This window comes from Desulfuromonas sp. AOP6, from assembly GCF_009731355.2.
In the GTDB taxonomy this organism is placed as follows: Bacteria; Desulfobacterota; Desulfuromonadia; order Desulfuromonadales; family SZUA-540; genus SZUA-540.
Genome location: NZ_AP022810.1, coordinates 1,046,568 through 1,058,385 on the forward strand (window position 1 = coordinate 1,046,568; position 11,818 = coordinate 1,058,385).

Sequence of the window (11,818 nt, forward strand, 5' to 3'; positions counted from 1 at the left end):
GTTGGATGAAAAGAAAAAGCGCCTGGCTCTGCCGGCGCTTTATGATGTGGCTCTCCACTCCGTCCGTGGATCGTTCGGCCTCACAGCGAGTACCGACGAAGTGGGTTTTCTTGTAGGCACATCAGGCGTCCCATTCAAAGATGGGCTGGCTCACCGCGCCCCTGAAGAAATCCCGAATAAACGTTATTCCGCCTGGGCGTTCTGACCTCACCTGACGGGCAGAGAGCACACAATCATTTGGCCCCAGTATAGGAAAAAGAATTCAGCCAAACAAGGAAAAAGTTTTTAAACGATCAATTCGCCTGACTTGGACCTGCCCTAGGTTGGCCTGAAAGGAGCATGGCGGCAGGGAGGGCAGTACTATCGTTGCCTAAGGAAGCGTCACGGCGGGGTGAAAAACCGAGCAGATCGGAGCGCCCATTCATGAGCGCCTGTTGCAAGTCCTTGTTTTTGTGTTTTTATGGAAGGCTGCAGGCGATGGCATATCTTGTGCGTAACACAATTGAAAAACGTAGCATCAACTCATCCTTGACGGGGTTTAAACATGGCATCCAGAAGTGGCGTACAGCAGGAGAAGTTGATGAAAGCCTTGGTGGATATCGGGCAGGAACTGACATCCACACTGGAGCTTGACGAGCTTCTCGACCGGCTGCTGCGCATCTCCCGCGAAATTTTCTGTTACCAGAACGCGATTATCCGTCTGGTCGATTTCGAGCGAGGTGTTCTGGAGACGGTGGCCTCCTATGGTTACACTGCAGAGGCCATCAGTCAGCAGATTCACCTTGGTCAGGGGGTCATGGGCAAGGCGGCGCTGCAGGGCAAACCCGTTTTGGTTGAAGATGTCCGCGACCTGCCTTCGTATATCCCTGGCATCTCGGGGGCCCGGAGCGAGTTGGCGGCGCCCATGCTGGTCAAGGACAAGGTTATCGGTGTTTTCAGTGTCGAGAGTCACAGGGCTGGCGCCTTCACTGAGGACGATATAGGCCCTCTCATGACCGTGGCCAGCTTTGCTGCCATTGCCATCGATAACGCGCGCCTCTACGCCCGTCTGAAAGAAGTGTCCGGCCGCTATCAGAATTTGCACCAGTTCAATCGACGCATTCTGCAGAGTGTCAGCCTCGGAATATACACCGTCGATGAACAAAAACGCATCACCTCATGGAATCAACGGATGGAAGAGATGAGCGGCGTATCGGCTGAGCAGGCCTTGGGGCAGGATGTCTTCAAGCTCTTTCCCTCCCTTGAAGAAGAAGGGTTCGCCTCCCGGCTCCGCCGCGTGCTGCGACGGGGTGAGCCCGAGCGCCTGCGCCTGATTCATCGCAACCAGGCCGGACAGTTGCGGGTTCAGAAAAGACGGCTGGCCCCCTTGAAGGAAGGGGAGCGAACTGTGGGTGTGGTGGTGATTGTCGAGGATATCACCGAGTTCAAGCGCCTGCTCGACCAGACGATTCAGTCCGAAAAGCTGGCAGAAATTGGTCGACTCACGGCCGGAATCGCCCATGAAATCAACAATCCGCTCTCGGTCCTGTCCTATGCCGCCCAGCTCCTCCGGCGCGAGGAAGGGCTGTCGCCCTTTCAGCGGGAAATGGTGGAAAGAGTCGAGAGTGAAGTGGAACGGCTGGCCGCGCTCACCGGTAGCCTTCTTTCCTTTTCCAGCGACCGCGACACGCGTCTTCGACAGGTGGACGTCAATGAAGTCGTGCAGGATGTCATGCGTTTAATGCGCCACGAGATGCAGCGCCAGATGATCCGCCTGGACGAATCCTACGGCGAACTGTCGCTGATTCAGGCGGACCCCAACAAGCTCAAACAGGTGTTGATCAACCTGGTCATGAATGCGGTGCAGGCCATGGAAGGCGTCGGGACTTTGACTATTACGACCCGGATGCGTGGGGCGGATGAAGTGGAGATTCTTGTCCAGGATACGGGTCCCGGCATACCCCCGTCGGTGCAGCAACGAATCTTCGAGCCTTTTTTTACGACCAAGAAAGAGGGGGAAGGCTCCGGGCTCGGTCTTTACATCTGCCGCAATATCCTGTTGGAGCACAAAGGTCGCCTGGCCGTTGAGAGCGAACCGGGGCAGGGGACAACTTTTACCCTGACCCTCCCCTCCCGTTAGGGACTCGTTTGTTGCTGAATATTTCAGCCTGCGCCCCAGATCTGCTTTAATTTTGTGCATCTTGGGGGGGAGAAATCATGCCACCAACCGCCTGCGGCGGGGAAATGCATCTTGGCACGCTCTCTGCTATAAAGAAAATCAGAACGCAACCGCCGGCTCTCTGTACCGCCGGAGACGTTTAAAGACATCACGGGGATCTCGGACAAAGACGTTCAGGGGATCTGTTCAAGGGCAAAGGCGCCCTTTCTTTTGCGGCTGACTGCGGTGGCAAAAGAAAGGGCGTTTTTTTTACACTTACTTTTCTGTTACCTCGAAAGGAGCACACCGGGCATGAAAAAGATCGAATGCATCATCAAGCCTTTCAAACTCGAAGACGTCAAGAGCGCGCTATCGGACCTGGGGATTTCAGGTATGACGGTCAGTGAGGTCCGGGGGTTTGGCCGCCAGAAGGGGCACACGGAGCTCTACCGTGGCGCTGAATACCAGATCGATTTTATCCCCAAGGTGAAGATTGAACTGGTTGTTGCCTCCGAACAGGTTGCCACGGTAGTTGATGCCGTTCAGAGGGCCGCGGTGACCGGGCGCATAGGGGATGGTAAAATATTTGTTATCGATGTGGAAGAGTCCATCCGGATTCGCACCGGGGAAACCGGCGCCGACTCTCTGTAAAAACATGACACCAACACGATTATTTCCAACAGGAGACTTTGCCATGAAAAAACAGATTCTATTCGTAGCGGCTGTGCTGTTCTGGGGGGTGCCGGCCCTGGCTTTGGCCGAAGAGGCCCCCCTTACCGAAATAGCCTACATCCTCAATACCTTCTCCTTTCTCATCAGCGGCGTGCTGGTCATGTGGATGGCAGCCGGGTTTGCCATGCTGGAGGCTGGCCTGGTGCGCACCAAGAATGTGGCCACCATCTGTCTGAAGAATATCTCGCTCTTCGGTATTGCCGGTATCCTCTTTTACCTTATGGGTTACAATCTCATGTACGCCGGGGTTGATGGAGGCTGGATCGGCAGCTTCGGTCCTTGGGGCGCTGACGACGCCGCTGCGCTGGCCGGCGATTACTCGGCCGGGTACGCTGCCGGCTCCGACTGGTTCTTTCAGATGGTCTTCTGCGGTGCCGCCTGCTCGGTCGTCTCGGGCTGCGTGGCCGAGCGGATCAAACTCTGGTCTTTCCTTGCTTTTTGTGCGGTTCTTACCGGACTCATCTATCCGATCCAGGGCTCCTGGGTCTGGGGCGGCGGCTGGTTGGCCGAGATGGGTTTCTCCGACTATGCCGGATCAACTCTGGTTCACTCCGTCGGCGGTTGGGCCGCGCTGACCGGCGCCATTATCCTCGGTGCCCGCAAAGGCAAGTACCGCGCTGACGGCAGCATCAATCCCATCCCCGGTTCCAACCTGACCCTGGCCACCCTGGGTACCTTCATCCTCTGGATGGGATGGTTCGGCTTCAACGGCGGCTCTGCTCTGGCTCTGGGTTCGGCCGGCTCTGCCATCGAGCAGTCCAACGTCTACATCAACACCAATCTGGCAGCCGCCGCCGGCATGATCGCCGCCATGCTTATGGTCCAGGTGCTTTACAAGAAGGTCGACCTGACCATGGCCCTCAACGGCGCTCTGGCTGGTCTGGTCAGCATCACCGCCGGCCCGGCAACTCCTTCTCCCGGTTTGGCCCTGCTTATCGGCGCTGTCGGCGGTATCCTGGTAGTGCTGGCGGTACCCCTCTTTGACAAATTCAAGATCGACGACGTGGTTGGTGCCCTCTCGGTTCACCTGGTTGGTGGCATCTGGGGAACCCTGGCGGTACCCATCTCCAACAGTGAAACAAGTTTTCTGACTCAGTTGATCGGTGTCGTGGCCATCGGGGCCTTCGTGGTGGTTGCCAGTACTATCGTATGGCTGCTCATCAAATTCACCATCGGTCTGCGTGTCTCGGAAGAAGAGGAACACGAGGGCTGTGACCAGACTGAACTCGGTCTTGAGGCCTATCCTGAGTTCGGCCGCGGCTCCCAGATGCTTCGCTGAAATTGGATCCATAATAATGACTGAGGTTCCGGGAGACAATCTCCCGGAACCAATCCACCCACACAAAGGAGCACCCCATCATGAAGAAGTTTGCAATCGGAATGTTTATGACCATGGCTGTCGTTTTCTCCACCCTTTCTGTTGCCACAGCAGCTGTCGAAGTGGAAGGTGATGTTTATGTCGGTGTCGCTGACAAATATTTGTGGCGCGGCTGGAATCTCAGCGGCAGCAAAGCGGTATTGCAGGGTGGCGTCGATGTCAGTGTCAAGGGGTTTACTTTCAGTTACTGGAGCAACATTCAGCTGAACTCCGATGCCGACTGGCGTTCTGGTGAAGCCACCGAAACCGATACCATCATTGATTATTCCTTCGATGTTAACGAACTGCTTTCCATGAGTGTCGGCCACATCTTCTACGCCCTGGACAACATCAATGACACGTCTGAGTTTTACGTTGGGGCAGGCCTCAACACGATGCTGGCTCCCGCGCTGACCATCTACTGGGACTACGACGAAGCCGACGACAATGGTCTCTTCTTCGCGGCCAGCATCGGCCACGATTTTGCCCTCACCGATGAACTGGGCCTTAGCCTTGGTGCCCTGGTCAGCTACAACGACGGCAGCGACTATTCCACCGGAGATTACAGCGACTGGCACAACTACGAACTCAGCGCCGGTCTCAGCTATGCCCTGAGCGAACAAATCAGCCTCGATGCCTCCACTCTCTTCTCTGAAGGGATCAGCGATGAAGCCAAAGCAAATCTGGACAGCGAGATGGTCAGCAGCTTGAGCGTAACCTTCGCCTTTTAAACAGCCGCAGGTCCTGTCCTGCGTGTCTCCTGATGATGGCCGCCCCCTTTGTGAGGGGGCGGCATTTTTTTTGGTTGGACAATCCTTGTGCTTTTTGGCACAGTTAGATCATGCGTCGCTAGCTCAGCTGGATAGAGCATCTGACTTCGGATCAGAGGGTCGGGGGTTCGAATCCTCCGCGGCGCGCCACGGATAACAAGGCCCCAGCACCCGATTGTGCTGGGGCCTTTGCCGTCTTGCCTCTCCGGGATTTCCTGATTTCGGTTTGCTTGCAAATAAGGTAGAATTGGCATTTTAATGTACCATCGAACACCTGCAGGACGAAAAAGAGGAGGCGCCGGATGAAACAATCGTCCATGGACGTGGTACAGGGGGACATCACCGGGCTGGAGGTTGACGCCATTGTTAACGCCGCCAATTCCAGTCTGCTCGGTGGTGGCGGCGTTGACGGTGCCATTCATCGCGCGGCCGGACCGCAGCTGCTGGAGGAATGTCGCACCCTGGGGGGCTGTCCGACGGGCGAGGCGCGCATTACCGGCGGCTACCAGCTGCCGGCGCGGTACGTTATCCACACGGTCGGCCCCGTCTGGCACGGCGGCAACCAGGGCGAAGACGAGCTGCTGGCCGACTGCTACCGCAACAGCCTGCGTCTGGCTGAGGAGAAGGGACTGACATCCGTGGCTTTTCCGGCCATCAGCACGGGGGTTTACCGCTTCCCCATCGAGCGGGCCAGCCGCATCGCTGTGGAGACGGTGCGGCAGTGTCTGACCGTAGCGCGGACGGTGCGTAAGGTGTATTTTGTCTGCTTTTCCGCGGCCGATGCCGCCATCTATGAACACCTGCTGGCTGAGCAGGATTCCTGAGCCCATCACGCCCTGCCCGGCAGAAAACGACTTCCATGAAAACATATGATGTCATCGTCATCGGTGGCGGTGCCGCCGGCATGTTTGCCGCCGGCTTTGCTGCCTCAAAGGGGGCAAAGGTCCTGCTTCTGGAAAAAAACAAGCGCTGCGGCGCCAAGATTCTCATCACCGGCAAAGGCCGCTGCAACCTGACCAACAGTGAGGCCGATCCACGCAAATTCATTGCTCCTTTCGGCAAAAACGGCAAGGCCCTGCTCACCGCCCTCTATGCTTTTGGCGTGGCGGAAGTTATGCGTTTTTTTGAAGAGCGGGGGGTGCCGCTGAAAGTCGAGCGGGGCGGTCGCATCTTCCCGGCGCAGGGGGACGCCAATGACGTGAACAGGGTGCTGGAGAGGTTCCTGGCCGAGACGGGCGTCGAATTGCTGACAGGATGCGAGGCCAAAGACCTTGACATGGAGGACGACCGCATCAGCGCGGTGACGACCTCACGGGGCCGTTTTGCCGCCGCCCGCTTCATCGTCGCCACCGGCGGGCTGTCTTACCCCGAGACCGGCTGCACGGGGGATGGCTACGAATGGGCCGCCCGCAGCGGCCACCGGGTGGTCACGCCCGAACCCGCCCTCGTGGCCGTCAGGTTGCAGGAGTCGTGGACGGCGGAGGTGATGGACTTTAATCTCAAGAATGTGAAGATTACCGCCTGTCTTGATGGCAAGCCTTTCGACGAGCGTTTCGGCCAGGCTTTTTTTACCCGTGGCGGCATCGGTGGCCCCATTGTCCTCGACATGAGCAGCGCCATTCGGGACGCTTTGAAGAAGGGGAGGGTGACACTGATCCTTGATATGAAGCCCGCCGTCGAAGCGTCGACCTTCGATGGGCGCCTGCAGCGCGAACTGGCAGAGCACAAGAACCGGGATTTCGGTAACAGCCTCGCCGCGCTTTTACCCAAGGATATGATCCCGCTCTTTCTGCGCCTCAGCGGTATCGATCCCCAAAAAAAATGTCACAGCGTAACCCGGCAGGAGCGCCAGACCCTGCTAAACCTTTTCAAGGCTTTGACACTGCACGTCAGCGGTTGCGAAGGTTTTGCCAAGGCGATTATCACGGCCGGGGGAGTGTCGCTCAGCGATATCGACATGCGCACCATGCGATCGAAAAAGGTCCCCAACCTCTTCTTTGCTGGTGAGGTGATCGACCTGCATGCCCCGACCGGCGGCTATAACCTGCAGGAGTGCTGGTCGACGGGCTTTCTGGCCGGCACCAGCGCCGCCGCCGGTTGAGCCTGCCCGTTTCGCCGAAAGGAGTCTGCCGGGTTGACATCCGGCCCTCGGGTGCTTATCTTGCTGTGCGTTAAACGAAATGCCAAAAAATATCAGGAGGTACGCGAACCATGACGTCCAACAAACATGAATTCAAGGCCGAGGTGAACAAGATTCTCGACCTGATGATCCACTCTCTCTACTCTCACCGGGAAATTTTCCTGCGCGAACTTATCTCCAACGCCTCGGACGCCATCGACAAGGCCCGCTACGAGGTCCTCACCGATGCCTCGCTGGCCGAGGGGGATGAAGACTGGAAGATCCAGCTCATTCCCGACAAAGAGGCCGGTACTCTCACCGTGCGCGACAATGGTATCGGTATGACCCGTGACGAAGCGGTGGCGGCTCTGGGCACCATCGCCCACTCGGGCACCAAGGAGTTCATGAAGCTGCTGGAGAGCCGCGAGGTCAAGGATAATCCCGAGCTCATCGGTCAGTTCGGCGTCGGCTTCTACTCGGCCTTCATGGTCGCCGACCAGGTGACCGTCATCACCCGCAAGGCGGGCAGCGATCCCGCCCACGCCATCAAATGGGAGTCCAACGCCGACGGCACCTACACCCTCGATGATGCGGAGAAGGCGAGCAAGGGGACGGACGTCATCCTCAGCCTGAAGGAAGACGCCCGGGAATACCTGGAAGAATGGGAGCTGCGCAAGATCGTCAAGCAGTACTCGGACTTCATTGAGTATCCGGTGGTCATGGACGTGACCCGTTCCACGCCCGATCCCGACGACAAGGAGAAGTCCGTCAGCGAAACGAAGGAAGAGACTCTCAACTCGCGTAAGGCGATCTGGCTCAAGGACAAGGCCGATATCACGACCGAGGAGTACAACGAGTTCTACAAGCACATCTCCCACGACTTCAGCGACCCGGCCCGGGTGGTTCACTACCGCGCCGAGGGGACCACGGAGTTTTCGGCTCTGCTTTATCTGCCGAGCAAGCGCCCCTTTGACATCTTTTACCAGGATTACAAAATCGGCCCGACCCTCTACGTGCGCCGGGTGCAGATCATGGATCACTGCGAGGCGATGCTGCCTCCTTACCTGCGCTTCGTCAAGGGAGTGGTGGAGTCTTCCGACCTGCCCCTCAACGTCAGCCGCGAGATTCTGCAGGACAACAAGATTGTCAACGTCATCAAAAAGAGCCTGACCAAGAAGGTGCTCGATACGCTGGCGGAAATGAAGAAGAACGATGCCGAGGCCTACGAGCAATTCTACGAGCAGTTCGGCCGCATTCTCAAGGAGGGTATCCACCACGACTTCGAACGCCGCGAGACCATCGCCGACCTGCTGCTCTTTGAATCGACCAAGACGGAAGCCGGCAAGAAGATCACCCTGGCCGAATACGTCGAGCGAATTCCCGCCGACCAGAAGGAGATCTACTACATTACCGGTGCCGACCGCGCCAGCGCCGAAGCCTCTCCCTATCTGGAAGTATTCAAGGAGAAGGGGATCGAAGTGCTTATCATGACCGACGACTTCGACGACATCATCATTTCCGGCCTCGGCGCCTATAAGGAAAAAGAGTTTCAGTCGGCCATCAAGGGGGATCTCGATCTGGGCGACAGCCAGAAGGAAGAGAAAAAGAAGGAGTATGGCGACCTGCTCGAACTCATGAAGGAAGAGCTCAAGGATCTGGTCGCCGAGGTGCGCATCTCCGGCCGCCTTAAAGATTCGGCCGTCTGTCTGGTGGCCGGTGAACACGATCTTGATCCGAAGATGGTCAAGATGTTCCAGGCCATGGGGCAGGAAGTCCCTAAGGGCCAGCGCGTGCTGGAAGTCAACCCCGACCATGAGCTCATCGCCCGCATGAAGCAGCTTTTTGCCGCCGACCGCGCCAGCGGCCAGCTCAAGGAATACGTGGGGTTGCTCTACGACCAGGCCCTGCTGCTGGAAGGGGACAAGCCCCGCGACCCCGTCGCCTTTGCCCGGGCGCTGTCGAAACTCATGGCCGAAGGTGTCAGCGCGGGCTAGTAAACCAAGGCCGCCCCTGCCTCTCAGGTTGGGGGCGGCTGTCCGATAAAGGAGAGAATATGGGACGGCTGGCGGTATTCATTGTGGCAGTATTTTGGTGCCTGCAGGTGTCCGCCGTGGTGCAGGCAGCCACGGATGACGCATTGGCCCAAGAGATTCGCCATCTGGCTGATTCAATCCGCCAACTTGAAGCTGGCCTGCAGGCTCAGCAGGAGACCCTCGACGAGCAGTTGGTGTTGCAGAAACTGAATGTGGCCATCGGCTATCTGAATTTTCGCTCTCGTCGCATCGAAGTGATGGAACGGGATCTGCAGACATCACGAGCCCAGAAACAGCGGATGGAGGATGTTCTGCTGCAGTTGGAGCAGAAGGATGAGTTGCTCGAAGCGGAATCCCAGACCGGCATCGATAGACGAGTCCCTGACATCAGGCAGTCGCGTGAAGAGATTGCCGTGCAGCGTAGTATGCTTAAGCAGCGTGTCGAGCGGATTGAGAGCGAAATTGTTGAAATGGAAACCCGCATCTACGCACTGCAGAGCCAGATCGACAGCGTGGAAAGCTTTGTCGAAAAACATCTGAAAATCTAAAGAGAGTTCTTTCCCCCGGGACAGCCTAGGGCCCCGACTTTTTTCTGTGAGTAGTATTCATGATCTCTGCGTTACGCTCTTTGGGTCGCCGTTTATCCCGCCGGCGTGTTCCCGATGCGGTGGCCCTGGCCCTCAGCGGTGGGGCGGTGCTCGGCGCCGCCCACATCGGGGTGCTCAAGGCTCTGGAAGAACGTCAGATCACGGTGTCGCGCCTTGCCGGCACCAGTATCGGCGCTTTCGTGGCGGCCCTTTATGCCTTCGGTAAGACTCCGGACGAGATTGCCGATATCGTCATGGATCTCGACTGGCTCGACATCAGCCGCTTTACCCTCTCGCGCTTTGGCCTGCTCTCCAACAGCGAAATGGGCAAGCACATCACCGATGTCCTGGGAGAGGTGCGCATCGAGGAGTCACCCATCCCCTTGTCCATGATCGCCACTGATCTCTCCAGCGGCGAGAAAGTCGTGCTGGAGCAGGGAGACGTCGCCACGGCGGTAATGGCAAGCGCCTGTATCCCGGGGGTCTTCATCCCCGTCGAAATAGACGACAGGCTTCTCTGTGATGGCGGTCTGGTGGAGAACCTGCCCGTCTCGCCGCTGGAAAAAGCCGATGCCAGGTTCGTCATCGGCGTCGATCTCAATGCCCGCCGTCGTTATCAGCGCCCCAATGACATTATCGATCTGATGGTCAATGTTGTGGATATCTCTATCGACCACGCCAGCCGCATCCAGGCTAAAAAGGTAGACCTGCTTATCACTCCGGAACTGGGCGCCTTCAGCCGTACGGACACCAGCCGCATGGCAGAGCTGATTGAACAGGGTTACAAAACGACGCTCAAAGCCCTCGATGGGGCCAAACGCAAAAGGTGATATGCTTGGAAAGGAAACCGATGGAAGAGTTTGCTCTGCAGGGACATGATTTTGTAGAACTCAGCGATCTGCTCAAGGTGATGGGGCTGTGCCACAGTGGCGGCGCGGCCAAAATGGCCATCGCCGAAGGGCTGGTTCAGGTCGATGGTCATGTGGAACTGCGAAAACGTTGTAAAATACGTAAAAGTCAGGTTGTAGCCTACAACGGTCTAACAATCACCGTTGTGTAAACTCCCTATTAAAAGGAAGACATTATGCCTATCATCACCCTGGAAGGATCCCCCATCACCAAGCCGGAGGTTCGGCGCGCTCTCGTTGAGGAACTGACCCAGTCGGCCGCCAAGGCTTATGGTTTACCCAAAGAGAAGATCATTGTGCTAATTCGGGAAAATACGCCCGAACAGGTCGCCGTCGGCGGCGTTCTTCTCGCCGATAGGAGCTGAGAGGGATTTAAAGGCGTATCGCCGAGCAACAATTTCGGGAAGGAAAGGAGGGAACAGGTATGCTGAAAGGAATTTTGGTCATGTTTTGTCTTGCTCTTACCGTCGTGGCCGTCGGGGCGAAAGAGCCCCTGCAAACCGATACCCTGCCCACTTCATCCGGCAACCTGAAAATCACCTTTATCGGCCACGGTTCCCTGATGCTGACCTATGGTGACCGGGTCATTCACGTGGATCCCTACAGCATTCTGGCCGACTATGCCCAACTGCCGAAAGCGGATCTGATTCTGGTCACCCATGAGCATCGTGATCACCTGGATGGCGAAGCTATTCGGGCTGTTCGCAAGAAGGATAGCCGTCTGATCTATACCGAAACCTGCGCCGGACAGTTGCCTGGTGGGGAGGTGATGAAGAACGGCGATGTGGCCGCGTTTGAGGGTGTTGGCATCGAGGCGGTGCCGGCCTATAATCTTGTTCACAAAAGGGATAACGGCCAGCCTTACCACCCTCGGGGAGTGGGCAACGGGTATGTGCTGACGTTCGGCAATACCAGGGTGTACATCGCGGGGGATACGGAAAACATTCCGGAGATGCAGGAACTCAAGGAGGTGGACGTCGCCTTTTTGCCGATGAATCTGCCCTACACCATGACTCCTGAGATGGTCGCCGCGGCGGCTCGCTCTTTCCGGCCGGCGATCCTTTACCCCTACCACTTTGGCGAGACCGATACCGCGCAACTTGTCGAACTGCTCAAGGACGACAGGGATATCGAGGTTCGTCTGCGCCCCATGAAATAAAACCTGTCAACAGCTT

General features: G+C 57.3%; 12 protein-coding genes, 1 tRNA gene and 1 other RNA gene. 13 read left to right on the plus strand and 1 reads right to left on the minus strand.

Going from position 1 to position 11,818, the window contains the following annotated elements; translation table 11 throughout:
- Window positions 1-47 precede the first annotated feature (47 nt).
- Window positions 48-228: non-coding RNA, 6S RNA (gene ssrS, locus AOP6_RS04990), on the minus strand.
- A gap of 316 nt (window positions 229-544) precedes the next feature.
- Between ssrS and AOP6_RS04995 the strand changes: the two genes are divergently transcribed.
- The 13 genes from AOP6_RS04995 to AOP6_RS05055 all read left to right on the plus strand — a co-directional run bounded on the left by AOP6_RS04995 (window position 545) and on the right by AOP6_RS05055 (window position 11,802).
- A complete protein-coding gene (locus AOP6_RS04995) occupies window positions 545-2,119 on the plus strand; it encodes an ATP-binding protein (protein WP_155875508.1) in 1,575 nt (524 codons plus the stop codon).
- 330 nt (window positions 2,120-2,449) lie between these two features.
- Window positions 2,450-2,788 carry a P-II family nitrogen regulator gene (locus tag AOP6_RS05000; RefSeq protein ID WP_155875509.1) on the plus strand — a complete coding sequence of 113 codons (339 nt, stop codon included), beginning with the start codon at window positions 2,450-2,452 and terminating at the stop codon, window positions 2,786-2,788.
- Window positions 2,789-2,831: 43 nt separating this feature from the next.
- On the plus strand, window positions 2,832-4,148 hold the full coding sequence (gene amt / locus AOP6_RS05005; protein ID WP_155875510.1) for an ammonium transporter: 1,317 nt from the start codon (window positions 2,832-2,834) through the stop codon (window positions 4,146-4,148).
- 80 nt (window positions 4,149-4,228) lie between these two features.
- Window positions 4,229-4,957 (plus strand): TorF family putative porin, encoded by a 729-nt coding sequence (locus tag AOP6_RS05010; protein ID WP_155875511.1) that lies wholly within the window; start codon window positions 4,229-4,231, stop codon window positions 4,955-4,957.
- 112 nt (window positions 4,958-5,069) lie between these two features.
- Window positions 5,070-5,146: transfer RNA gene (locus AOP6_RS05015), tRNA-Arg, on the plus strand.
- 152 nt (window positions 5,147-5,298) lie between these two features.
- Window positions 5,299-5,820, plus strand: coding sequence for an O-acetyl-ADP-ribose deacetylase (locus AOP6_RS05020; RefSeq protein WP_155875512.1), 522 nt, complete (start codon window positions 5,299-5,301; stop codon window positions 5,818-5,820).
- Window positions 5,821-5,855: 35 nt separating this feature from the next.
- A complete protein-coding gene (locus AOP6_RS05025; RefSeq protein ID WP_155875513.1) occupies window positions 5,856-7,097 on the plus strand; it encodes an NAD(P)/FAD-dependent oxidoreductase in 1,242 nt (413 codons plus the stop codon).
- 110 nt (window positions 7,098-7,207) lie between these two features.
- The gene (gene htpG, locus AOP6_RS05030; protein ID WP_155875514.1) at window positions 7,208-9,109 is read left to right on the plus strand and encodes a molecular chaperone HtpG; all 1,902 of its coding nucleotides are present in this window, start codon (window positions 7,208-7,210) and stop codon (window positions 9,107-9,109) included.
- Window positions 9,110-9,168: 59 nt separating this feature from the next.
- A complete protein-coding gene (locus AOP6_RS05035) occupies window positions 9,169-9,696 on the plus strand; it encodes a hypothetical protein (protein ID WP_155875515.1) in 528 nt (175 codons plus the stop codon).
- 59 nt (window positions 9,697-9,755) lie between these two features.
- Window positions 9,756-10,565 carry a patatin-like phospholipase family protein gene (locus AOP6_RS05040; RefSeq protein WP_155875516.1) on the plus strand — a complete coding sequence of 270 codons (810 nt, stop codon included), beginning with the start codon at window positions 9,756-9,758 and terminating at the stop codon, window positions 10,563-10,565.
- 20 nt (window positions 10,566-10,585) lie between these two features.
- Entirely contained in the window at window positions 10,586-10,795 is a 210-nt protein-coding gene (locus AOP6_RS05045; protein WP_155877656.1) for an RNA-binding S4 domain-containing protein, read from the plus strand.
- 24 nt (window positions 10,796-10,819) lie between these two features.
- Window positions 10,820-11,008, plus strand: a complete 189-nt coding sequence (gene dmpI / locus AOP6_RS05050) for a 4-oxalocrotonate tautomerase DmpI (RefSeq protein WP_155875517.1) — start codon at window positions 10,820-10,822, stop codon at window positions 11,006-11,008.
- A 59-nt stretch (window positions 11,009-11,067) separates the two neighbouring features.
- The gene (locus tag AOP6_RS05055; RefSeq protein WP_155875518.1) at window positions 11,068-11,802 is read left to right on the plus strand and encodes an MBL fold metallo-hydrolase; all 735 of its coding nucleotides are present in this window, start codon (window positions 11,068-11,070) and stop codon (window positions 11,800-11,802) included.
- The last annotated feature ends 16 nt before the right edge of the window (window positions 11,803-11,818 follow it).